This is a genomic window from Pseudonocardia zijingensis (assembly GCF_042657305.1).
Lineage (GTDB): Bacteria > Actinomycetota > Actinomycetes > Mycobacteriales > Pseudonocardiaceae > Pseudonocardia > Pseudonocardia zijingensis.
On the sequence record NZ_JBHSKO010000004.1, the window covers coordinates 434,048 to 455,652 of the forward strand.

Sequence of the window (21,605 nt, forward strand, 5' to 3'; positions counted from 1 at the left end):
TCATGGCCGCGGAACCGGCCTCCGGAGGCGCCGCGCGCCAAAAGGGCAGGCCCTGCCTGCCCACGTGATGCCCGGGAGGGGCCGCAGAGGCTCACGGGTCACGGGGCGCGAAGCGCTCGCGCAGCGACGCCGAAGGCGCCCTCGAGGCGTGAGAGGCGGCCCCGCACGATGCGCGGCGCGACCGGAGGCCCCGAACCACCAGAAAGCCCGGCGCCCCGGAGACCCCATGCCTGTCGGCCCTCGACACTCGTGTGGACCAGTCGACGGCGTTGCGCGCGCGAGGCTGAGGTTCGATCGCCCGGCCGACCGTAGGCTTCCCCCGTGGACGAGCTGGCATCGGTCGACGGCACCATCGGGCCGGCCGCGCAGATGACGATCCCGGTCACCGACGAGGGTCTGCTGCGCGGGGACGGGGTGTTCGAGGTGGCCCGCCTGTACGCGGGGCGCCCGTTCGCCTGGGACGAGCACGTCGAACGTCTGCAGCGCTCCGCGGCGAACCTCCGCCTGGAGTTCGACCTGGAGGCGGCGCTGGCCGAGGTGGACGCATTGCTCGCGAAGGTGGGTCCCGTCGACGGCGCGATCCGGTTGGTGATCACCCGTGGCGGGCGGCGCGTGGCCGTGGTCAGCCCGCTCCCCGAGCGGCAGCGCGCCGTCGCGCTCGGCACGGTCCGGTACGCGCCCACACGTGTGCTCGACGCCGTCAAGTCGCTCTCCTACGCGGCGAACATGCTGGCGTCCCGGCTCGCGCGCGAGGCGGGTGCGGACGAAGCGTTGCTGGTCAGCCCGCACGGCCGGGTGCTCGAGGCCCCGACGTCAGCCTTCTTCTTCGTGCTCGACGGCCGCCTGCACACCCCACCCCTCGCCGACCACGTCCTCGACTCGATCACCCGGCGCCACGTGCTCGAGCTGACGGGGGCCACGGCGCGCGTGCTGCACGAGGACCTGCTCGGGGAGCTGGAGGAGGCATTCCTCGCCTCGACCACCCGGGAGGTGCAGCCGGTGTCGTCGATCGACGGCCGCCCGCTCCCGGCGGTGCCCGGGCCGCAGACGACCGAGGCGGCCGATGCCCTGCGGCACCGCATCGCGGCACAACTCCGCTTGACCTGACCGGTCTGCTGTCCAACCATCGGACCACTCCCCAACGACGAGGAGTCGTCTGTGGAACCGTCGCTGCTGTCTCTGCTACCGCCGGTCGTCACGATCTTCTGCGCCATCGTCACGCGCCGGATCCTGATCTCCCTGGCGCTCGGCATCGTCCTCGGCGCGCTCATCCACGCCCAGGGCAACCTCATGGCCGCGGGCGTCTTCGTGTTCGACGTCGCGAGCGGGCTCGTGATCGACGACGGGGCCGTGGCGGAGGAGGTCTACATCCTCGGCGTCGTGCTGCTGCTGGGCGTCCTGACGTCGTTGATCCACGTCTCCGGCGGTCTGGTGGCCTTCGCGTCGTGGGCGATCACGAAGGTCCGCACGCGCGTGCAGGCGCAGCTGGTGCCGGTCGTCGTCGGCATCGTGATCTTCTTCGACGACGCGTTCAGCAGCCTGGTGGGTGGGAACGTCAGCCGGCCGATCACCGACCAGCACCGGATCTCCCGCGCGAAGCTGTCCTACCTCGTCGACTCGACGGCGGCACCGGTGATCGTCCTCGTGCCGATCTCGGGCTGGGCGGCCTTCATCGCCGCCACGATGACCGGCATCCTCGACGCCAACGGCGTCAGCGGGATCACCGGGTACGAGGCGTTCCTGCAGGCGATCCCGACGAACCTCTACGCGATCACGGCGCTGCTGCTCGCGATCGCCGCGGCGGCGCTCAGCCTCTCACTCGGCCCGATGAACGAGCACGAGCGCGCGGCGATGGAGGACGGGCTGCTCGTCGATCCCTCCCGCGGGCCGGTACCGGGCGAGACCGACCGCACGCTGGAGGCGCGCGCCGACGGCCGCGTCGGCGATCTCGTCGGGCCGGTGCTCGTCCTCACCGGGGTGACGGTGGTGTGCGCACTGTGGATCGGCATCGCGGGCACCGAGGGCCCGCTGTCCGTCATGGAGGTCCTCGCGAACACCGACGTGATCGTCTCGCTGTTCATCGGCACCGTGGTGGCCTGCCTGGTGACCGCGGGCACCCTGCTGGTGCGGGGCACCCCGGTCGATCTGATGGGCCGGGCCACCGTGGCCGGCCTGAAGTCGATGCTGGTGGCCGCGGCCGTGCTGTTCCTCGCGTGGGTCACCGCCGGGGTGATCTCGGAGCTCGGCATCGGCGAGTACCTCGCCGGGATCGTCGACGCCGCCCTCCCGACGGCGCTGCTGCCCGCGCTGCTGTTCGTGCTGGCCTCGTTCATCTCGTTCTCGATCGGCAGCACGTTCGGCACGTTCGGGCTGCTCCTGCCGATCGCGGGCGAGATCGCCGTGGCGCTCGACCCCAGCCTGCTCGTCCCGATGTTCGGCGCGGTGCTCGCCGGCGCGATCTTCGGCGACCACACCTCCCCGCTGTCGGACACCACGATCCTGTCCTCGATCGGGTCGGGCATCCAGCTCGTCGAGCACGTCACCACGCAGCTGCCCTTCGCGCTGGTGGCGGCGGGCGCGTCCGCGCTGGGCTACCTGGTGCTGGGCGCGACGGGCAGCGGCGTGGCCGGGCTGGTCACCGCGCTCGTGGCGCTGGCCCTCGCCGTCGGCGTGCTCTGGATGCGCTCCCCGCGCGTCGGCGCCTTCAGCGAGCCGACCTCCTGAGGCCTGCTCGCCCCGTGCCGCTTCCGGTACGCCGTGGGGGTGGCGCCCACCTCCCGGCGGAACACCGACCGGAAGTTCGCGGCCGTGCCGAACCCCGTGGCCGCGGCGATGCGCTCGACCGACCAGTCGGACACCTCCAGGAGCCGCCGCGCGCTCAGCAGCCGCTGCTGCGTGACCCACCGCAGCGGCGGCACCCCGGTCTCGTGCACGAACCGGCGGATGAACGTCCGGCGCGACAGCAGGCTGCGGTCCGCCATCTGCTGCACGGTGATCGGCGACGCCAGGTTCTCGAGCAGCCATTCCCGGGTGGCGGCCAGGTCGTCGCGGGCCGGGGCGGGCACCGTCGTGTACTGCGGGTCGGTGGCGGCCCGGGCCGGGGACACCACCTCCTTGGCCACCTCGTCGGCCGCGGCGGCCCCGAAGTCGCTGCGGACGACGTGCAGGCACGCGTCCACGCCCGCGCTCGCCCCGGCGGAGGTGAGCACGTTCCCGTCCTCGACGAGCAGCCGGTTCTCGAGCACCTCGACCCCCGGCCAGGCGGCCCGCAGCTCGTCGGCGTGGCGCCAGTGCGTCGTCACCCTCGTCACGCCCGCCACCCCGCAGGCCGCGAGCGCGAACACACCCGTGCAGACCGCGACGATGCGCGCGCCCCGCTCGGCGGCCCGCCGCAGCGCCTCGAGGTACGGCTGCGGGACGGGCAGGTGCGGGTCCTCGTAACCGGGCACCACCACCACGGCCGCGCGGTCGACCTCCGAAAGCGGGTCGCGCTCGCCGCACACGAGGAGGTGATAGCCCGGGTGGCGGTCGAACACGTGCGCGGGAATGCTCACGTCCATCGCGTACGCGCGGGGCACCGCGAGGATCGCCACGACGATTTCCCGCTCATACCAGGCGTTCATCCACCGCTCCTTCCGATCCGGCGCGGGCCCCCTGGCACGATCCTTGCCGGAAATGGCACCACAGCACGTGTCCGGCGCCGCGACGGCCCGCTACCGTCGCGGTCATGGCAGAGAAAGTGCAGGTCGAGAGCTTCGGCGTCGACTGGGAGAAGAACTACGGGTACGTCCAGGCCGTGCGCAGCGGCGACACCGTCCACCTCTCCGGCCAGGTCGCGCACGACGGGCCGAACCTCGTGGCCCCGGCTCCCGTCGACGATTCCGGAAAGGTCACCGATTTCGGCAACACGGCCGCCCAGATGCGCCAGTGCTACAAGAATGCGGCCACCCTGCTCGCGCGATTCGGGGCCACGCTCGACGACGTCGTCGACGAGGTCCTCTACGTCGTCGACGCCGACGCGGCCGACGCCGCGGCGGGAGAGGTGCGCAAGGAGGCCTACGGCCGGCCCGACCCCCAGGTGGCGAGCACGATGATCGGCACCCCGCGCCTGGCCTTCCCCGAGCTGCTGGTCGAGATCAAGCTCGTCGCGCGGCTCTGACAGCACATCCCCACCCAACAGGCGGAGCCCGCCGGCGCATTCCGGACCGTCACGCAGGCATGATGGGGAGCCGTGACGACCTCGGCTCTCCGCTCGGGGCTCGACCTGCGCTGGGTCGATCCCGCCATCCGCCCACAGGACGACCTGTTCGGTCACGTCAACGGCCAGTGGCTGCGCACCCACGTCATCCCCGACGACCGGGCGCAGGACGGCGCGTTCCGGGCGCTGTACGACAAGGCCGAGGAGGACGTGCGCGCCATCATCGAGGAGGCCGACGGCGAGCCGAGCACCGACGCCCGCAAGATCGCCGACCTCTACGGGTCCTTCATGGACGTCGAGCGGATCGAGGCGCTCGGCACCACGCCGCTGCAGCCGTTGCTCGACGAGATCGCGGCCGCCGAGGACAAGGCCGCGCTCGCGGCCGTGCTGGGCCGCGGGCAGCGGCAGGGCCGCGGGGCGCTCGTGGCTGCGTTCGTCTCCACCGACCCGAAGAACGCCACCCGCTACCTCGTGCAGCTCGAGCAGTCCGGGCTCGGGCTGCCCGACGAGTCCTACTACCGCGAGGACGCCTACGCCGAGATCCGCACGGCCTATGTCGCGCACCTCGCCCGCCTCGCCGAGCTCGTCGGGCTGCCCGATCCGGGCGGGCTCGCCGACCGCGTGATGGAGCTCGAGACCGCGCTCGCGGCGGCGTCGTGGGACCGCGTCACCAACCGTGACGCGGAGAAGACCTACACGCTCATGACCCTGCCCGCGCTGCGGCAGAACGCGCCCCAGTTCGACTGGGAGCCGTGGCTCGCCGCGTTCGGGGCGCCCGAGGGCGCCTTCGACGAGATCGTCGTGCGGCAGCCCAGCTTCGTGGCGGCGGCCGCGAAGCTGTGGGCGGAGCGCCCGCTCGCGCAGTGGCAGGAGTGGCTCGCGATCCACACGGCGTCGGCGTGCGCCGACTACCTCACCGAGGCGATCGTCGAGGAGGACTTCGACTTCCACGGCCGCACGCTCTCGGGCACGCCGCAGCTGCGCGAGCGGTGGAAGCGCGGCGTCGGCGTCGTGCAGGGCGCGCTCGGTGAAGCGGTCGGCAAGCTCTACGTCGAGCGGCACTTCCCCGCCGCGGCGAAGGAGCGCATGGTCGAGCTCGTCGCCAACCTCGTCGAGGCGTACCGGCAGAGCATCAGCACGCTGGACTGGATGAGCCCCGCCACGCGCGAACGGGCGCTCACCAAGCTCGGCAAGTTCGGGTCGAAGATCGGCTACCCGGACAAGTGGAAGGACTACTCGGCCCTCGAGATCCGGGCCGACGACCTGCTGGGCAACGCCCTGCGCGCCGGCGCCTGGCACACCGACTTCCAGCTCGCCAAGATCGGCAAGCCGGTCGACCGCGACGAGTGGCTCATGACGCCGCAGACCGTCAACGCCTACTACCACCCGCGCATGAACGAGATCGTGTTCCCGGCCGCGATCCTGCAGCCGCCGTTCTTCGACCCCGAGGCCGACGACGCGGCCAACTACGGCGGGATCGGCGCCGTCATCGGCCACGAGATCGGCCACGGGTTCGACGACCAGGGCTCCAAGTACGACGGCGACGGCACCATGACCGACTGGTGGGAGCCCGGCGACCGCGCCGAGTTCGAGCGCCGCGCCCAGGCGCTGATCGACCAGTACAGCGCGCTCTCCCCCGCCGGGCTGCCCGACCACAAGGTCAACGGCGCGCTCACCGTCGGGGAGAACATCGGCGACCTCGGCGGCCTCACCATCGCGATCAAGGCGTACAAGATCGCGATGGGCGACGCGGAGCCGCCCGTGATCGACGGGTTCACCGGGCTGCAGCGGGTGCTCGTCGGCTGGGCGCAGGTCTGGCGGATCGTCACCCGCGAGGCCGAGGCCATCCGGCGCCTCGCCGTCGACCCGCACTCGCCGCCCGACCTGCGCTGCAACGCCGTCGTCACCAACCTCGACGCCTTCCACGAGGCGTTCGGCGTGCAGGAGTCCGACGCGCTCTACCGGGCGCCGCAGGACCGGGTGCGCATCTGGTGACGCAGACCTGGACCGGCGCCGAGTGCGCGGCCGCGTGGGGCGTCAAGCCGGCCACCTGGCTCGGCTACGTCTCGCGCGGCCAGGCGCCGCAGCCGCTCCTGGAACCCGACGAACGGGGCCGCAAGCTGTGGGATGCCGACGAGGTGCGCGGCTTCCCACGGCCCGGCGTCGGGCGCAGCCGCACCGGCGCCGGACCCGAGGCGGAGGAGCTGCTCGGGCGGATGCGGGAGGTCGCCGACCGCATGGAGGAACTGCGGACCCGCCAGCGGGAACTGCTGACCGAGGGCAAGCGCCAGGGGCTGGAGATCAGCGCGATGGCCAAGGCGCTGGGGATCTCCCGGCAGACGGCCTACGGCTGGCTCGCCGACTGAACCCGGCTCACCCGCGGGGCGTCGCGTATTCGACCAGCCGCGCCCGCCCCGGCTCGGCGCCCGACCACGGGCCGTCGAGCTCGACGACCGCGATCGCCGAGGTCTTCATCTCCGGTTCCTCGCCGGTGAGCGCGCCGACCAGCCCCGCGACGCCCGGGTTGTGCCCCACCAGGAGCGCCGTTCCGACGTCGTCGGGGAACTCGCCCACGACCGCGCGCAAAGAACCGACCCCGGCCTCGTAGATCCGATCGTCGAAGACCGCGTCCGGCGGCCCGTCGAGCTCGGCCGCGACCAGCCGCCACGTCTGGCGCGTGCGGGCGGCGGGCGAACAGATCACCGCGTCGAGGTGCCCCACGTGCTCGCGGATCCAGCGCCCGGCGGCGGGCGCGTCGCGGCGGCCGCGCGGGTTCAGCGGCCGCTCCGCGTCGGGCACGCCGTCCGGCCACGCGGACTTCGCGTGGCGGAGCACCACCAGGCGTTTCACGGCACGAACTCGCAGAAGCTCTCGTAGTGGTCGTCGGTGTAGTACCAGTGTTCCGGATCCCGCTCGTCCGGCCCACCCGTCACGATCCGGCGCGCACCCCGATCCCGCGACCCGGGCGTCTCCACCGTGAACTCACGGTAGTAGCCGCGGTCCTCGTCGGGCAGCAGACCCTCGCGGTTGCCGAACGTCACCCCGTCGTTGCGCGGGTACTCGTAGGGGCCGCCCGCCTCGATGTCCTCGATCACCTCGGGCGCCTCGGGCGGCAGCTCCGCGACAGGACAGTCGGGGATGCCGTCGTCGGCCGCGGCGCTGGTGGTGGCCGCCGAACCGGTGGTGGCCTCCGCACCGGAGACGGGTGGCGCGGACGTCGGCGCCGACTGGCAACCGGCCAGCGCCACCACAGCCAGCAGCAGCGCGATCACGAACCTGGTCATGCGTCCCCCAGCGCCCGCACGCCGTGACGGCGCACGAAGGCCACCGTCTCGAACTGCCGGTCCCCCGGCCCGCCGCCGCGCCACAGATCGTCGGTGGCGGCGCGCAGGATCTCGGTGAGCGTCAGGAAGCCGGGCAGGTCCCCCTCCACCAGCTCCTCCGCCCCCGGCCACAGCAACGCCACCCGCTCGTCGTCGGGCCACCACGTGGCCAGGTCCCGCAGCGAGTCGACCAACGCGTCGAGGTTGCGCCCCGCCGTCTCCGGCAGCCGCAGCGCCCGCGCGATCGCCGCCTGCGCCTCCCGCAACCCGGCTGCGGGCCCCGCGACCTCCGCCACCGCGAACCCGCCGTCCACCAACGCCCGGCGCACCCGCTCCGCGTCGTCGGGGGCGGCGAGCAGCACCCCACGGCCGGCGAGGCCGGGAACCAGGGTGGCGACCCGCACCCGCGCAGTTCCGTTCACCGGCACATTGGATCAGACGGAGCCCCCGCTCGTGCCAGTCGTACACCACGGTCGGGCCAGCGCCGTGGTGTGCGACTCGCGCCCGGCACCTGGTGATCAGCAGAACCTGGCGGTCGTGCTGGGCGCGCCGGCGTACTGCTCGGCGAGCGCCACTCCAGATGCCGCCTCCGCCTCACGCATGATCCGCACGAGCCGTGCTACGTGGCCGCGGCAACCACCCTGGCGTGCTGCTCGCGTCGATCACCCATTGATCAGCAGCACCTGGGCGTGGTGGCAACCGCACTGGCGTACTGCTCAACGCGAAATCGGCGCGCCGCCCCCAACTCTGCGTCCGCCACCCTCGATCCGCGCCAGCCGTACGCCGCGGTCGTGGCGACCGCACTGGTGTACTGCTCATGCGGGCCAGCCCATGGTCAGCAGCACCTGGGCGTGGTGACGACCGCGCTGATGTACTGCTCAGCGCGGGGAGGCGCGGGCGGGCCGTCCGGGAGCTTGATCAGCAGATTGGCGCGTTTCCCGACGCCAGGTGTCGGGTTTCGCTCCCGACCGGCGATCATGGGGCCCGGGGCGCCGCCCGGGTCTGGCGCGCAAGATCCGCGCGAGCCGTACTTCGCGGTCGTGGCAACCGCACTGGCGTACTGCTCGACCTGAGATGGGCGCGCGCCGCCACCAGGTCTGCGTCCGCCACCCCCGATCCGCACCAGACGTACGCCGCAGTCGTGGTGGCAGCCCTCATGTACTGCTCACGCCGCCCACCCCATGGTCAGCAGCACCTGGAGGTGTTGGCGACCGCGCTGGTGTGCTGCTCGGCGGGCGGGGGCCTGGGTCAGCCGTCGGCGCTCGTGACGGAGGCGAGGCGGCGGAGGCGTTCCAGCAGCAGGGTGGTCTCGGAGGCGGTGAGGAGGACGGTGGCGCGGACCTCGCTGACGACGACGCCCTCGCGGATGTCGACGGCGAGGTCGCGCACCCGGTAGCGGCGGCCGCGCAGCACGGTGGCCACGCGGAGCACGCCGTCGAGGCCGCCCGTGACGTGGGCGACCACCGAGCGGTGCACGGGGTACTCAGGAGCGGGGGACGTCGACGGGCGCGCGGCGGACGTGGTCATCACGGATCTCCTCGGGGAGGGGTGGGGATCCGGACCAGGTTCCGGGCGGCAGGGACGCGCGCCGGTGTCCTGGCTCAGCCGGCGCGCCGGGTAATGATGGTCCACTGCGTGCGCACGGCTCGGCACTGTAGCAGGACGTCAACCGACTGTCCGGTGTGATTCGGTCACATCGGTCAAGTGTTCGTCACGCCCAAGCTTCGTGTTACGTTCGTCCGGCGCCGGTGACCCCGCCGGTGCGGAACCGTCGGGCCCAGCTGCCTCACCCGGGCGGCTGTGGTCCCACGGAGCACCTGGTGGAGGACCGCATGGAACCCGTGCAGCTACTCGGCCCGGACGGAACCCTTCGCGCCGACCCGCGGTGGCCGCTGGAGGTCACGCCGGAGTTGTGCCGCGACTTCTTCCGGCGGATGTCGCTGGCCCGCCGGTTCGACGACGAGGCGCTCGCGTTGCAGCGTCAGGGCGAGCTGGGCCTGTGGCTGCAGTCGCTCGGGCAGGAGGCCGCGCAGGTCGGTTCGATCACCGCGCTGCGCGCCGACGACCACGTCTTCCCCAGCTACCGCGAGCACGCCGCCGCGCTGTGCCGTGGCATCACGTCCGCCGAGCTGCTCGTGCAGTGGCGCGGCAACGCCCACAGCGGCTGGGACCCGGCCGAGTACCGGTTCCACATCTACACGCTCGTGCTGGCCGCGCAGCTGCCGCACGCCACCGGGTACGCGATGGGTGTGCAGCGCGACGGCGCCGACGAGATCGTCACCGTCTACTTCGGAGACGGCTCCACCAGCCAGGGCGAGGCGAACGAGTCGTTCAACTGGGCCGCGGCGGCCGAGGTGCCGCTGCTGTTCTTCTGCCAGAACAACCACTGGGCGATCTCGACCCCGACGCAGACGCAGATGCGCGCCCCGCTGCACCAGCGTGCGCTCGGCTTCGGCCTGGACGCGCACCTGGTGGACGGCAACGACGTGCTGGCCGTGCACGCGGTCACCAGCGCGGTGGCCGAGCAGATCCGCGCGGGCGGCGGCCCGGCGTTGATCGAGGCCGTGACCTACCGGATGGCCGGGCACAGCACGTCCGACGACCCGGGTCGCTACCGCAACTCGAGCGAGCTGGACGACTGGAGCACGCGCGACCCGATCGCGCGGCTCGAGGCGCTCATGGTGGACCGGGGCTACATCGACGACGCGTTCCGCGACGAGGTCGCGGGCGAGTGCGCGGCGCTGGCGGAGGAGACCCGGCGGGTCTGCCGCGAACTGCCGATCGCCGACATCGCAGGGCTGTTCACGTCCGTGCTCGCCGAGGAGACCCCGCTGCTGGCCGAGGAGCGCCGGCAGTACGAGGCGCTCGTCGCCTCCTACGTCGACTGATCCCCGCCTTCTCCCTCCCCCACCCCGGTCTCGACGGGAGCGAACGTGCCTGTGCTCACCCTGTCCCACGCGATCAACACCGGTCTGCGCCAAGCCATGGAGGACGACCCGAAGGTCGTCGTCATGGGCCAGGACGTCGGGCGGCTCGGCGGAGTCTTCCGGGTCACCGACGGCCTGCAGAAGGACTTCGGCGCCGACCGTGTGATCGACACCCCGCTCGCCGAGGCGAGCATCGTCGGCACCGCGATCGGGCTGGCCCTGCGCGGCTACCGGCCGGTCTGCGAGATCCAGTTCGACGGGTTCGTCTACCCGGCCTTCTCCCAGATCGTCGCCCAGCTGGCGAAGCTGCGGGCGCGCAGCGGCGGGCGGCTCGCGGTGCCGGTGGTCGTCCGGATCCCCGTCGGCGGGGGGATCGGCGCGGTCGAGCACCACAGCGAGTCCAACGAGGCGTACTTCGCCCACACCGCCGGGCTGCGGGTGGTGTGCTGCTCCGGCCCGCAGGACGCGCACTGGATGGTGCGCCAGGCACTGGCCGGCGACGACCCCGTGATCTTCTACGAGCCGAAGCGGCGGTACTGGTCCAAGGCCGAGGTGTCCGACGAGCCTGACCTGCCGCTGGACCGGGCACGGGTGGTGCGGCCCGGCCGCGACGTCACGCTGCTGACCTACGGCGGCATGGTGGCGACCTGCCTGCAGGCGGCCGAGGCCGCAACCGAGGACGGCCGCGACATCGAGGTCGTCGACCTGCGCACGCTCTCGCCGCTGGACATGGACACGATCGCCCGCTCGGTGGACAAGACCGGCCGCTGCGTCGTGGCGCACGAGGCGCCCACGTTCGCGGGCCTCGGCGCCGAGGTCGGCGCCGCGGTCACCGAGCGCTGCTTCTACCGCCTCGAGGCGCCGGTGCTGCGGGTCGGCGGGTTCAACACCCCCTACCCGCCGGCCAAGTTCGAGGACCGGTACCTGCCCGACCTCGACCGCGTCCTCGACGCCGTCGACCGATCCTTCGCCTGGTGAGCGCCACGATGACGACACACGAGTTCCGCCTGCCCGACGTCGGGGAGGGCCTCGAGGAGGCCGAGATCGTGACGTGGCGCGTCGCCGTGGGCGACACCGTCACGCACAACCAGGTGCTCGTCGAGATCGAGACCGCGAAGTCGCTGGTCGAGCTGCCCTCGCCGTTCGAGGGCACCGTGACGGCGCTGCTCGTGCCGGAGGGCAAGACGATTCCGGTCGGCACGCCGATCATCGCCATCGGGGACGCTGCGGCGCAGCGGGCCGAGGTGGAGCCCCAGGAGGAGGCGGAGCCCGCGCCGTCGGTGCTGGTGGGCTACGGCCCCGCAGCGGAGGGCGGCAGCACGCGGCGGCGCCGGAAGGCAGCCCCCGAGCCCACCCCCGCCCCCACCGCCGCCGGGCCGACCCGGGCGAAGCCGCCGGTGCGCAAGCTCGCGAAGGACCTCGGCGTCGACCTCGCCACGGTGCCCGCGTCGGGGCCCGCCGGCACCATCACCCGCGAGGACGTCCGGCGTGCCGCCCAACCGGCTGCAGCACGCACCGCCGAGCCCACCGGGAACGAGCTGACCACCCGGATCCCGGTGAAGGGCGTCCGCAAGGCCACCGCGGCCGCGATGGTGGGCAGCGCGTTCACGGCACCGCACGTCACCGAGTTCATGACGGTGGACGTGACCCGGTCGGTGAAGCTGGTCGAGAAGCTCAAGGCCGACCGCGCCTTCGAGGGCACCCGCGTGACGATGCTGCTGCTCGCGGCGCGCGCGCTGCTGGCCGCGGTGCGCGACCACCCCGACATCAACGCCTCGTGGGACGAGACGGCGAACGAGATCGTGGTGCACCACCGGGTCAACCTCGGCATCGCGGCCGCCACGCCGCGCGGGCTGATGGTGCCCAACATCAAGGACGCGGGCTCGCTCCCGCTGCCGCGCCTGGCGGGCGCCCTGACCGACCTCGTGCGCACGGCGCGGGAGGGCCGGTCGACGCCGGAGGACATGTCCCGCGGCACCATCACGATCACGAACATCGGGGTGTTCGGGGTCGACGCGGGCACGCCGATCCTCAACCCGGGCGAGGCCGCGATCCTCTGCCTGGGCGCGGTGCGCCGGACGCCGTGGGAACACAAGGGCGAGGTGGCGCTGCGCTGGACCACCCAGCTCGCGCTCTCCTTCGACCACCGCCTCGTCGACGGCGAGCTGGGCAGCAAGGTGCTCGCGCGGGTCGGGAGGATCCTCGAGAACCCGAAGTGGGAGCTCCTGCTCAGCTAGCGTCGCCCTCCTCGAGCGCCGCACCCAGCGGCGTCGGCGAGGTCCAGGTCTGCAGGATGATCATGGACTCGCTGTGCTGGAAGTCGGCCACCGCCCACACGTCGCCGAGGAGGATCTCCCGCAGGTGCAGCTGGTCGCGCACGAGGAAGGTGAGCAGCAGGTCCCACCGCCCCGTGACCAGCTGCACCGAGCGGACCTCGGGGATCGCGCGCAGCGACTCGACGGTGTCGCGCACCGGCTTGCCCTGCCTCAGCTGGATCGCCACGACCACCTCGAGGGCGTAGCCCAGCGCGGCCGGGTCGACGTCGGCGGTGAAGCCGCGGATGACGCCGCGCTTCTGCAGCCGCTCGAGCCGCTCGCCCACCGCGCTCGGGGACATGCCGATGGCGCGGGCCAGTGCCCGGTTCGACAACCGCGGGTCCTCGATCAGGAGCTCGAGGAGCCTGCGGTCCGTCGCGTCCACGCCGTTGCTGCGCTCCACGGTGACCGTCAGTGCAGCACGCGCAGCTGGAACGGGTAGTCGTACACCTGGTTGTCGGCCGCGCGGATCGCGCCCTTGATGTGGCACCACGCGGACACCACGAACAGCACGATGAGCAGGGGCACACCGATCACGGCGCCGATCACGGTGAAGATCAGCAGCCAGCTGAGCAGGAACAGCACCCAGAAGCTCAGGTTGAAGTTGAACGCCCCGGCCGCGGCGCGGCGCGCGAACGGGTCGTTCTTGAACGCCATCCAGACGATCAGGGGTCCGAGAAGGCTGAGGGAACCGGCGCTCAGCAGCGCCGCGATCGGTGCCGACAGGTGGGCGAGGATGGCCCCCGCCCTGCTGCCCGCCGAGGGGAGCGCGGTGGGGGTGGTGTCGGCATCGCGCTGGTAGGGATCGTACGGCGACGACATCGGGTCCTCCTCTTCCGCCGGACTCCCCCGTTCAACGAGCGGGCCGCGCCTGTGGTGCCCGGGTCATGCGCTGGAGGCCGTGACGTCGGCAGTCTTCTCGAACCGCGGGTCGAGCGCGATCCCCCAGCCGGGCGCCGTCGGGGCGGGCACGGCCCCGTCGACGACCTGCAGCACCGGCTCGTAGATCCCCTCGCTCCACGGGGTCTTCTCGATGCTCCACTCCTGGTACTGGGTGCAGGCGGGCATCGCCGCGGCGAGGTGGAGGGTGAACACCTGCAGCAACGAGTCGTTGGCGCAGTGCGGGGTGCACGGGATGCCCGCGGCCTCGGCGAGCACGGCCACCTTGCGGGCGCGGGAGATCCCGCCGATGTAGCCGATGTCCGGCTGGACGATGTCGACGACGCGGCCGGAGATCATGCGCTGGAACTGCGGGATCGAGATGTCCTGCTCCCCGCCGGAGACGGGGATGTCCAGCGCCGCCGTGACCTGGGCGGTCTGCTCCAGCTCCGGGAACGGGCAGGGCTCCTCGAAGTGGAAGTAGCCGTGCTCCTCCAGCAGCCGCCCGACCCGGATCGCGCGGCCCACGGAGAACCCGCCGTTGGCGTCGGCCGAGATGTCGACGCCGTCGCCGAGCACCTCCCGCACGTGCGGGACGATCCGCTCGGTGCGGCCCGGCGCCGCGTCGACGTCGCGGCCCATCGCGTCCGCGACGCGGATCTTCACGGCGCGGAACCCGCGCTCGGCCACGTGCGCGGCGAGCCGCTCGGCCTCCTCCTCCGGGGTGACCGAGCGCTTCATGCTGGAGGCGTACACCGGCACCGACGCGCGGGCGTGGCCGCCGATGAGCTTGGCGACCGGCTGGCCGGTGACCTGGCCCAGCACGTCCCACAGGGCGGTGTCGACGCCGGCGAGCGCGCGGTGCAGGAAGCTGCTGGGGAACTTGTAGTGCACGCGCACGCACTCGTCCACCAGCGCCTCGACGTCCCACGGGTCCTTGCCGAGGAACAGCGGCGCCACCATTTCGTGCAGCACCTGGGCGCTCAGGCCCGCCTGGTACGGGGCGGTCTGGCCGATGCCGACCACGCCGTCGTCGGTGCGCACGCGCACCACGGCGACCTGCCCGCTGACCAGCGTCTCGATGCGTTCGATCTTCACAGGTGCTTCCCCAACTCCTCGACCAGACGGGTGCGCACGTCACAGGCGTCGAACGCGAAGCAGTCGGCGAGCGCGCGCGCCTGCTCGGCGTCGACCCCGGCGAAGCAGCGCGCGAAGTCGTCGACCATCGGCTCGGCCAGCAGTATGTGCCGCACGAGGACGTGGATCCACTGCCGCTGCCCGAAGGGGAGCGGGTCGAACTGCGGGAACTCGCGCGCCACCGTGCGCTCGATCGGTTCCAGCAGCTCGCGCACGCCCGTGTCGACCCCGCCCCAGACGTCGACGCCGAGGCGGGCCTTCTTCTCCAGCACGGGCGCGATCCGGCGCAGGTAGTCGGAGTCGGACCGCGCGTGCACCACGCCCTGCAGCCCGATGTCCTTGTAGGTCCACAGGCTCCAGCCCGCGCCGTGCTCGTCGTAGAGGTCGAGCTGGTCGGCCAGCACGCGGTAGCGGTGCTCGTCGCGCGCCGGGTCGCCGGTGTAGACGGGCCCGAACTCCCCCACCCAGATCGGGGTGCCCGTGCGACGCATGTACTCGCTGCGCTGCAGGAACCGCTGCTCGACGTAGGCGCGGTCGACGTACTGCCCGCGGGAGACGCCCGGGTAGTCGCCGCTGTCGGCGAACCCGGCGAGCGCGTAGTCGTGCACCGTGTAGACGGTGTTGTCCCACGGCTCGGCGAACGCGTCGAAGTCGGTGGCGTGCCGGTTGCCGTCGAGGTAGATGACGTGGTGCGGGTCGACCGCCCGGATCGCCGCGTGCAGCCGTTCGTAGAACGGCCCGATGGCGTCGCCGTCGGAGTCGGCGGGCTCGTTGAGCGGGTTGTAGCCCGCGACCCAGGGGTGGTCGCGGTACCGGTCGGCGAGCGCCTCCCACAGGTGCACGACGCGGTCCTGGAAGTGGCGGTGGGTCCAGAAGAACGACCGGTGGGTCGGGTTGTCGCTGTGCCAGCGCTGGTTGTGGAAACCGGGGGCGGCGTGCAGGTCGAGCACGGTGTAGATCCCGTGCCGCGCGCACGTCTCGATGGCGGAGTCGAGCAGCCGGAAGCCCGACTCCTTGACCCTCATGGGTGCGGCGTCGTCCTCGAAGTGGCGGTAGTGGAACGGCAGGCGCACGGAGTTCATCCCGGTGTCCGCGAGGAACCGGGCGTCGGCGTCGGTGAAGAACACCTCGAGGAACCGGTCGAAGAACGCCTCGTACGCCTCCGGCCCGAGCACCGACCGCAGCGCCTTGCGGTGCAGCTCCTCTGTGGACGGGAACCCGGTGATGAAGTTCTCCATGTTCATCCACCCCCCGAGGCCGACGCCGCGCAGGCGCACCGGCTCGCCAGCGGCCGTGGCGAGGTGGTCGCCGTCGACGCGGAGGAGTACGGACGGGTCGGGCATGGGAACGCTCACTCCAGTCGTGGGGGTCATTTGCCGAAGCCGGCGGTGAGGCCGCGCACCAGGTAGCGGCGGCCCAGGACGTACGCGGCGAGCATCGGGAGGGTGGAGAGCACCACGGCCGCGAGCACCGCCGGGACGTTCACGCTGAACTCCCCCTGGAAGGTCCACAGCGCCATCGGCAGCACCCGCTTGTCGGCGCTCTGGGTGAGGATCAGCGGGAACAGGAAGCCGTTCCACACGTGCAGCGCGTCGTAGATCGCCACGGTCACGAGCGCGGGCCGCGCGAGCGGCAGCACGAGGTTCCACAGGATCCGCCAGTCACCGGCCCCGTCCAGGCGCATCGACTCGAACAGCTCGTTCGGGATGTCACGCATGAAGTTGCTCAGGATGAGCACGGTGATCGGCACCGCGAACCCGATCGAGGGCAGCACCAACGCGAGCAGGCTGTCGTACAGGTGCGCCCGCGTGATCATGTAGTAGAGCGGGATGATCGTGGCGTGGGTCGGGATGGCCAGGCCCAGCAGGAACACCGAGAACGTGCCGCGCACGAACCGGCCGCTCCCGCGCACCACCGCGTACGCCGCCATCACCGAGATGGCGACGGTGCCGCCGACGGCCGCCACCGTGATGATCACGCTGTTGACGAAGTACAGCCCGAAGCCGCTCTCCAGCACGAGCCGGTAGTTGTCGAGCGTGACGTCCGTGGGCGGGGCGAGCGGGTTGGAGGCGAAGAAGCCCGCCTGGCTGCGCAGGCTGGAGATCACCACGTAGTAGATCGGCAGCACGATCACCGCCAGCCACGCGATGCCGCCGAGACCGGCGAGGACGTTCGGCTGTTCCCGCCGCACGCGCCCGCGCCGCACCGGCGCACCCGGTGGGCGGCGCGTGGGCCGCTCGATCGTCGTGGCAGCCATCTAGAGCCCCTCCTGCTCGCTGCGCATCCGGGCGAAGCCGGAGAAGCGGGTCAGCACCAGGGCCAGCCCGAGGCCCGCCACCACGAGGATCACGGCCAGCACGCTGGCCCCGCCCATGTCGTTGGCGGCGAAGCCGGTGAGGTACATGTCGAGCGGCAGCAGCCGCGTGGCGGTGCCGGGCCCGCCGCCGGTGAGCACGAACACCACGTCGAAGTAGGTCAGCGACCCGGTGAGCATGAGGGTCGAGGACGTGACGATCGTGTAGCGCAGCTGCGGCAGGGTGATGTGGCGGAACTGCTGCCACCGGTTCGCGCCGTCGATCGTGGCGGCCTCGTAGAGCGAGACCGGGATCTGCCGCACCCCGGCCTGGTAGAGCAGCGTGTGGAACGGCACGAACTGCCAGGCGATCACGAAGATCACCACGTAGAGGACGAGGTCGGGGTCGCCGAGCCAGTCCTGTGCGAGGAACCCGATCGCGCCGCCCACCCCGAAGTTCGGGTCGAGGATCGCCTTGAACGCGATGGCGACGGCGGCCGAGGACAGCAGCAGGGGCACGAAGTACAGCACCGCCAGCAGGGCCCGGTAGCGCTGCGTGCCGGCGGTGAACACGCCCAGCAGCAGGCTGATCGGGGTCTGCACCAGCCAGGACACCACCATGATCTTCAGCGTCAGCAGCAGCGCCTGGCCGGTGAGCGGGTCGGTGAGCTCGGCGGCCCAGTTGCCCAGGCCCGCCCAGCCGACCTCGCCGAGCCCGTCCCACTCGGCGAAGCTCAGCACGAGCGCCCCGGCAAGCGGCACCAGCGCGAACACCACGAAGAACACGAGCGCAGGCACGGCCAGCAGCCCGCTGGCGCCCGAGCGGCGGGATGACGTCAGTACGGCCACGCCCGCCTCAGCTCGCGATCGTGGCGTTCATGGCGTCGGAGAACTGCTCCGGCGTGATCTGGCCGAGGAAGACCTGCTGCAGGTTCGTGAGCACCGCGTCGCCCTGCTCGGGGCTCAGGGCCTGGTCGAGCGAGAGCTGGAAGTGGGGCGCGTTCGCGGCGAGGTCGTAGACGGCCCGGAAGTAGGCCGGGTCGCTCGACGCGGCGATCTCGTCGTCGATGCCGGCCACCGGCGGCACGTTGCCGACGGCGAGGAGGTCGGCGGCGTACCGCTCGCCCAGCAGCTCCTCCTTGATGTAGTCGCGCGCGACCTGCTTCTCCTCGGGCGTGGCCGTGGCCGAGATCGACCAGAAGTTGGAGGGGTTCCCGACGACGTTCGCCGGGTCGCCCGCGCCGCCCTCGACGGCCGGGAACGGGAACCAGCCGAGCTTGCCCTCCGCGAGGAAGTCCGGCGCCCCGGTCTGGATGTTCTGGTAGGTGGCGGGCAGCCCGAGGCTCATCGCGGCGCGTCCCGTGTAGAGCAGGGCGGTGTCGGCGCCGGAGTCGGTGGCGATCGAGGCGAACCCGTTGACGAACCCGCCCGCGTCCACCAGCTCCTGGATCATCGTGTTCGCGCGGAGCACCGCCGGGTGCGACCAGGCACCGGGCCGGTTCGCGACGATCGCGTCCGTGACCTCGGGACCGCCGACGCGGTCGACCAGGTAGGAGAACCACGGCAGCAGCGGCCACCGTGCCTGGCCGGCCACGGTGAACGGGGCGATGCCCGCGGCCTGGAAGCGCGGGACCAGGGCCATCAGCTCACCCCACGTGGTGGGCGGCTGCGCGCCGACCTGCGCGAACAGGTCCTTGTTGTAGTAGATCATCACCGGCTTCACGCCGTTGTTGGGCACGGCGTACGTCTTGCCGTCGATCTGCCCCACCGCCGCGATCGAGGGCAGGAACCGGTCGGCGAGCGCCGGGTCGGCGGCGAGATCGGACAGGTCGTCCACCGAACCCGCCCGCACGTAGGAGTTCAGGACACCCCCACCCCAGCCGTAGATCAGCGTCGGGGCGTCGGCGGCGCCGACGGCAGTGCGGATCTTCTGCTTGTAGGGGTCGTTCGCGAACGACTGCACCGCGAACGTCTTGTCCGGGTGGGCGGCGTTCCAGGCGTCGAACGAGTTGGTGAACGCCTTCTCGGTGACCCCGCTGATGATCCACGCCGAGGCCGCGCCGGTGGGTTCGCCGCCACTGCGGGGGCCCGCGGTGCCGCAGGCCGCCGCGCCGACGAGGAGCGCGGCGAGCCCCGCCGCGACACCGGCCCTGCCGAGGGCACGCAGGCTGGTCATTGCCTTCACGCTGTCCCGCCTCTCTTGCCCGCGCGACCTCGTCGGCGCGGGACGTCTGCTCTCGGGCCGAGATCGTGCATCCGCGTACAGGGCCGTGTCAATCGTTATCGATAACGTTTTCGAGCGGGTACGATCCGCGGGTGGTGAACGCACGTGTGACGATCCGCGACGTCGCGGCCCAGGCCGGGGTCTCGGTCGCGACCGTCTCGAAGGTCCTCAACGACCGCTACGGCGTCGCGGCCGCCACGGTCGACCGGGTCCGCGGGGTGATCGAGGAGCTCGGCTACGAGTCGAGCCTGGTGGCGCGCAGCCTGCGCAACCACCGCACCGGCGTGATCGGGGTGCTCGTGTGGGACATCGAGCCCTACTCCGCCGAGGTGCTGAAGGGCGCGGCGCGGGCCGTCCGCGAGACGCCCTACGAGCTCGTCGTCTACGCCGCGGGCGGCAAGGGCGACGGGCGCATGGGGTGGGAGGGCCGCTACCTGTCGCGGCTGTCGGGCACGCTGGTGGACGGCGCGGTGCTGGTCACCCCCACCGTGCAGACCGCACCTGGCACAGTGCCCGTGGTTGCCGTCGACCCCCACACCGGCGGGGGCAGCGTGCCCACGGTGGCGTCGGACAACCTCCACGGCGCCCGGCTGGCCACCGACCACCTGCTCGGCCTCGGCCACCGGCGCATCGGCTTCCTCGGCCGCCCGCCCCGCGACCTCGAGTCGGGCCCGCAGCGCGAGCGCGGCTACCGGGACGCCCTGGACGCCGCGGGCGTGCCGTTCGACCCGCAGCTCGTGCTGGCGGGCGGCTACGGCGACACCGATCTGCAGAACGCCGCCCGCACCCTGCTCACCCTCCCCGACCGGCCGACGGCGATCTTCGCCGCCAACGACGTGTCGGCCATCGCGACCGTCGAGGTCGCCCGCACCCTCGGCATCGACGTCCCGGGCGCGCTTTCCGTGGTGGGGTTCGACAACGTCCCCGAGAGCGCGCTGTGCCGCCCGCCGCTCACCACGGTGGAGCAACCGCTGCAGCTGATGGGACAGCGCGCCGTCGAGATGCTCGTCGCGCTGCTCGCGGAGGAGACCCCGGAGGAGCCCCACGTCCAGCTGCCGACCCGGCTGGTCGTGCGCGACTCGACCGCCCCGCCGAACCCCCGGCCCTGATCAGCGGCCCGTGGAACCGTCGATCAGCTCCCGCAGGATGTCGGCGTGGCCCGCGTGCCGCCCGGTCTCCTCGATCATGTGCACCAGCACCCACCGCATCGTCGGCACCGGCCGCCTGCGGTGGGCCCGCGGCACAGGGGACGCCAGGTCCGGGCACGCGTCGATGACGGCGTTCGCGCGCGCGATCGCCGCCTCGTAGCCGGCGAGCACGTCGGCCACCGACTCCTGGGCGGACGGCCGGAAGGTGGCGTCCCAGTCGGCCGTCGGCTCGCCCAGGAAGTGGAAGCGCTCGACGTGCGCCAGGTGCTTCACCAGCCCCAGCAGGCTGGTGCCCGACGGCACGCCCGGCGTGCGGACCCGGGGTTCCGGCACACCGGTCGCCTTGGCCGCGACCGCGCGGCGCAGCTGGTCGAGGACGCCCCGCAGAACGGCCTTCTCGTCACCCGGACGAGTCATCGCCCGCTCCCTTCCGTACGCCGCACGAGCACGACGTGGTCGGTGACCACCGCGACCTCCCCGCCGGGGCCCGTGGCCTCCCGGCGCGGCGCGTCCGCGCGCACCACCGCGTACCGCTGCGGGTCGAGGGCGAGCCCGGCTGCGACCTCGTCCGGCGCCGGGAAGCGCCCGTCCTGTTCCCACGACCACGGCGCCACGGAGCCGTGGTCGACCACCAGCAGCAGCCCGCCCGGGCGCAGGGCCCGGGCGGCGGTGCGCAGCACCCGGCTGCGGGGCAGCGCGAACGGCGTGTGCAGGTACTGCGCGCTGATCAGGTCGAAGGCCCCGGCGGGGAAGCTCGCCGCCAGGTCGTGCCGCTCGGCCACGACCCGGGCGCCGAGGCCGAACTCCCGGGCCCGCGACCGCACCCGTTCGACGGCGGTGGGCGCGATGTCCACCGCGGTGACCCGCCACCCGCGCCGCGCGAGCCACAGGGCGTCGCCGCCCGCGCCGCAGCCCAGGTCGAGCGCGGCGCCAGGGGTCAGCGGCCCGGCGGTCTCGACGAGGAGGGGGTTGGCGCGCTCGCTCCCGATGCGCCTCGCGCGGTGGTGGTGCTCCCAGAAGTCCGCGGGCTCGCTCACCGGGCCGCTCCGTCCGCGAGCCGGTACCCCGCCACCACCGCGACCGCCGCCGCACCCGTCCGGACCGTTCTGATCATCGGGTCTCACCTCCGCCGCCAGGATCGGGACGGACGTTCCCGGCTTG

22 protein-coding genes and 1 pseudogene are annotated in these 21,605 nt (G+C 72.5%); 9 read left to right on the forward strand and 14 right to left on the reverse strand.

What is annotated here, in order from left to right; translation table 11 throughout:
* The first annotated feature begins 321 nt into the window (after positions 1-321).
* The gene (locus tag ACFPL3_RS11885) at positions 322-1,107 is read left to right on the forward strand and encodes an aminotransferase class IV (protein ID WP_343939875.1); all 786 of its coding nucleotides are present in this window, start codon (positions 322-324) and stop codon (positions 1,105-1,107) included.
* Between the two features lie 576 nt (positions 1,108-1,683).
* Positions 1,684-2,547, forward strand: a pseudogene (locus ACFPL3_RS11890) (Na+/H+ antiporter NhaC family protein); the annotation flags it as partial.
* Positions 2,548-2,591: 44 nt separating this feature from the next.
* On the opposite strand, the gene ACFPL3_RS11895 reads toward ACFPL3_RS11890, so the two are convergent.
* Complete coding sequence (locus ACFPL3_RS11895) at positions 2,592-3,623, reverse strand: GlxA family transcriptional regulator (RefSeq protein WP_343939877.1); 1,032 nt, start codon at positions 3,621-3,623, stop codon at positions 2,592-2,594.
* Positions 3,624-3,727: 104 nt separating this feature from the next.
* On the opposite strand from ACFPL3_RS11895, the gene ACFPL3_RS11900 reads away from it, so the two are divergent.
* The 3 genes from ACFPL3_RS11900 to ACFPL3_RS11910 all read left to right on the forward strand — a co-directional run bounded on the left by ACFPL3_RS11900 (position 3,728) and on the right by ACFPL3_RS11910 (position 6,564).
* Positions 3,728-4,159 carry a RidA family protein gene (locus tag ACFPL3_RS11900; protein ID WP_343939879.1) on the forward strand — a complete coding sequence of 144 codons (432 nt, stop codon included), beginning with the start codon at positions 3,728-3,730 and terminating at the stop codon, positions 4,157-4,159.
* A 72-nt stretch (positions 4,160-4,231) separates the two neighbouring features.
* Positions 4,232-6,193 (forward strand): M13 family metallopeptidase, encoded by a 1,962-nt coding sequence (locus ACFPL3_RS11905; RefSeq protein ID WP_343939881.1) that lies wholly within the window; start codon positions 4,232-4,234, stop codon positions 6,191-6,193.
* Entirely contained in the window at positions 6,190-6,564 is a 375-nt protein-coding gene (locus ACFPL3_RS11910) for a hypothetical protein (protein ID WP_343939883.1), read from the forward strand. Before ACFPL3_RS11905 ends, ACFPL3_RS11910 begins: the two co-directional genes overlap by 4 nt.
* Positions 6,565-6,571: 7 nt before the next feature.
* Here ACFPL3_RS11910 and ACFPL3_RS11915 read toward each other — a convergent pair whose 3' ends face one another.
* The 4 genes from ACFPL3_RS11915 to ACFPL3_RS11930 form a co-directional block, all read right to left on the reverse strand.
* Entirely contained in the window at positions 6,572-7,048 is a 477-nt protein-coding gene (locus ACFPL3_RS11915) for a SixA phosphatase family protein (RefSeq protein WP_343939885.1), read from the reverse strand.
* Positions 7,045-7,482 (reverse strand): guanyl-specific ribonuclease, encoded by a 438-nt coding sequence (locus ACFPL3_RS11920; RefSeq protein WP_343939887.1) that lies wholly within the window; start codon positions 7,480-7,482, stop codon positions 7,045-7,047. Before ACFPL3_RS11920 ends, ACFPL3_RS11915 begins: the two co-directional genes overlap by 4 nt.
* Positions 7,479-7,943, reverse strand: coding sequence for a barstar family protein (locus ACFPL3_RS11925; protein WP_343939889.1), 465 nt, complete (start codon positions 7,941-7,943; stop codon positions 7,479-7,481). Before ACFPL3_RS11925 ends, ACFPL3_RS11920 begins: the two co-directional genes overlap by 4 nt.
* Positions 7,944-8,769: 826 nt before the next feature.
* Positions 8,770-9,048, reverse strand: a complete 279-nt coding sequence (locus tag ACFPL3_RS11930) for a hypothetical protein (protein ID WP_343939891.1) — start codon at positions 9,046-9,048, stop codon at positions 8,770-8,772.
* A 305-nt stretch (positions 9,049-9,353) separates the two neighbouring features.
* On the opposite strand from ACFPL3_RS11930, the gene ACFPL3_RS11935 reads away from it, so the two are divergent.
* From ACFPL3_RS11935 to ACFPL3_RS11945, 3 genes are read left to right on the forward strand one after another with little or no spacing between them, the layout of a single operon-like run.
* Positions 9,354-10,409 (forward strand): thiamine pyrophosphate-dependent enzyme, encoded by a 1,056-nt coding sequence (locus tag ACFPL3_RS11935; RefSeq protein WP_343939893.1) that lies wholly within the window; start codon positions 9,354-9,356, stop codon positions 10,407-10,409.
* A 45-nt stretch (positions 10,410-10,454) separates the two neighbouring features.
* On the forward strand, positions 10,455-11,426 hold the full coding sequence (locus ACFPL3_RS11940) for an alpha-ketoacid dehydrogenase subunit beta (RefSeq protein ID WP_343939895.1): 972 nt from the start codon (positions 10,455-10,457) through the stop codon (positions 11,424-11,426).
* A gap of 8 nt (positions 11,427-11,434) precedes the next feature.
* Positions 11,435-12,685, forward strand: coding sequence for a dihydrolipoamide acetyltransferase family protein (locus ACFPL3_RS11945; RefSeq protein WP_343939897.1), 1,251 nt, complete (start codon positions 11,435-11,437; stop codon positions 12,683-12,685).
* Here ACFPL3_RS11945 and ACFPL3_RS11950 read toward each other — a convergent pair.
* The 7 genes from ACFPL3_RS11950 to ACFPL3_RS11980 all read right to left on the reverse strand — a co-directional run bounded on the left by ACFPL3_RS11950 (position 12,678) and on the right by ACFPL3_RS11980 (position 19,248).
* Positions 12,678-13,148 (reverse strand): Lrp/AsnC family transcriptional regulator, encoded by a 471-nt coding sequence (locus ACFPL3_RS11950; RefSeq protein WP_343939899.1) that lies wholly within the window; start codon positions 13,146-13,148, stop codon positions 12,678-12,680. The genes ACFPL3_RS11945 and ACFPL3_RS11950 overlap by 8 nt on opposite strands.
* A 26-nt stretch (positions 13,149-13,174) precedes the next feature.
* Entirely contained in the window at positions 13,175-13,585 is a 411-nt protein-coding gene (locus tag ACFPL3_RS11955) for a DUF4870 domain-containing protein (RefSeq protein WP_343939901.1), read from the reverse strand.
* A 63-nt stretch (positions 13,586-13,648) separates the two neighbouring features.
* Positions 13,649-14,740 (reverse strand): mandelate racemase/muconate lactonizing enzyme family protein, encoded by a 1,092-nt coding sequence (locus tag ACFPL3_RS11960; protein ID WP_343939903.1) that lies wholly within the window; start codon positions 14,738-14,740, stop codon positions 13,649-13,651.
* Positions 14,737-16,122, reverse strand: a complete 1,386-nt coding sequence (locus ACFPL3_RS11965) for a glycoside hydrolase family 5 protein (RefSeq protein ID WP_343939905.1) — start codon at positions 16,120-16,122, stop codon at positions 14,737-14,739. Before ACFPL3_RS11965 ends, ACFPL3_RS11960 begins: the two co-directional genes overlap by 4 nt.
* Positions 16,123-16,148: 26 nt before the next feature.
* Positions 16,149-17,036: a carbohydrate ABC transporter permease gene (locus ACFPL3_RS11970; protein ID WP_343939907.1), complete on the reverse strand. Its 888-nt coding sequence runs from the start codon at positions 17,034-17,036 to the stop codon at positions 16,149-16,151.
* On the reverse strand, positions 17,037-17,921 hold the full coding sequence (locus ACFPL3_RS11975; protein ID WP_343939908.1) for a carbohydrate ABC transporter permease: 885 nt from the start codon (positions 17,919-17,921) through the stop codon (positions 17,037-17,039).
* Between the two features lie 7 nt (positions 17,922-17,928).
* Positions 17,929-19,248: an extracellular solute-binding protein gene (locus ACFPL3_RS11980; protein WP_343939910.1), complete on the reverse strand. Its 1,320-nt coding sequence runs from the start codon at positions 19,246-19,248 to the stop codon at positions 17,929-17,931.
* A gap of 140 nt (positions 19,249-19,388) precedes the next feature.
* Here ACFPL3_RS11980 and ACFPL3_RS11985 point away from each other — a divergent pair, with 140 nt between their 5' ends.
* The gene (locus tag ACFPL3_RS11985) at positions 19,389-20,405 is read left to right on the forward strand and encodes a LacI family DNA-binding transcriptional regulator (protein ID WP_343939912.1); all 1,017 of its coding nucleotides are present in this window, start codon (positions 19,389-19,391) and stop codon (positions 20,403-20,405) included.
* Here the strand turns inward: ACFPL3_RS11985 and ACFPL3_RS11990 are convergent, their stop codons facing one another.
* Together ACFPL3_RS11990 and ACFPL3_RS11995 are read right to left on the reverse strand one after the other, a co-directional pair.
* Positions 20,406-20,861, reverse strand: a complete 456-nt coding sequence (locus tag ACFPL3_RS11990) for a DinB family protein (protein ID WP_343939914.1) — start codon at positions 20,859-20,861, stop codon at positions 20,406-20,408. It abuts the gene before it with no gap.
* On the reverse strand, positions 20,858-21,481 hold the full coding sequence (locus tag ACFPL3_RS11995; protein ID WP_343939916.1) for an SAM-dependent methyltransferase: 624 nt from the start codon (positions 21,479-21,481) through the stop codon (positions 20,858-20,860). Before ACFPL3_RS11995 ends, ACFPL3_RS11990 begins: the two co-directional genes overlap by 4 nt.
* Positions 21,482-21,605 lie beyond the last annotated feature (124 nt).

Excerpts from the sequence above, each read along its gene's own strand:
- ACFPL3_RS11895 (WP_343939877.1), bottom strand. The coding sequence starts at position 3,623 with ATGAACGCCTGGTATGAGCGGGAAATCGTCGTGGCGATCCTCGCGGTG.
- ACFPL3_RS11900 (WP_343939879.1), top strand. The coding sequence starts at position 3,728 with ATGGCAGAGAAAGTGCAGGTCGAGAGCTTCGGCGTCGACTGGGAGAAG.
- ACFPL3_RS11920 (WP_343939887.1), bottom strand. The coding sequence starts at position 7,482 with ATGACCAGGTTCGTGATCGCGCTGCTGCTGGCTGTGGTGGCGCTGGCC.
- ACFPL3_RS11930 (WP_343939891.1), bottom strand. The coding sequence starts at position 9,048 with ATGACCACGTCCGCCGCGCGCCCGTCGACGTCCCCCGCTCCTGAGTAC.
- ACFPL3_RS11935 (WP_343939893.1), top strand. The coding sequence starts at position 9,354 with ATGGAACCCGTGCAGCTACTCGGCCCGGACGGAACCCTTCGCGCCGAC.
- ACFPL3_RS11945 (WP_343939897.1), top strand. The coding sequence starts at position 11,435 with ATGACGACACACGAGTTCCGCCTGCCCGACGTCGGGGAGGGCCTCGAG.
- ACFPL3_RS11955 (WP_343939901.1), bottom strand. The coding sequence starts at position 13,585 with ATGTCGTCGCCGTACGATCCCTACCAGCGCGATGCCGACACCACCCCC.
- ACFPL3_RS11965 (WP_343939905.1), bottom strand. The coding sequence starts at position 16,122 with ATGCCCGACCCGTCCGTACTCCTCCGCGTCGACGGCGACCACCTCGCC.
- ACFPL3_RS11970 (WP_343939907.1), bottom strand. The coding sequence starts at position 17,036 with ATGGCTGCCACGACGATCGAGCGGCCCACGCGCCGCCCACCGGGTGCG.
- ACFPL3_RS11980 (WP_343939910.1), bottom strand. The coding sequence starts at position 19,248 with ATGACCAGCCTGCGTGCCCTCGGCAGGGCCGGTGTCGCGGCGGGGCTC.
- ACFPL3_RS11990 (WP_343939914.1), bottom strand. The coding sequence starts at position 20,861 with ATGACTCGTCCGGGTGACGAGAAGGCCGTTCTGCGGGGCGTCCTCGAC.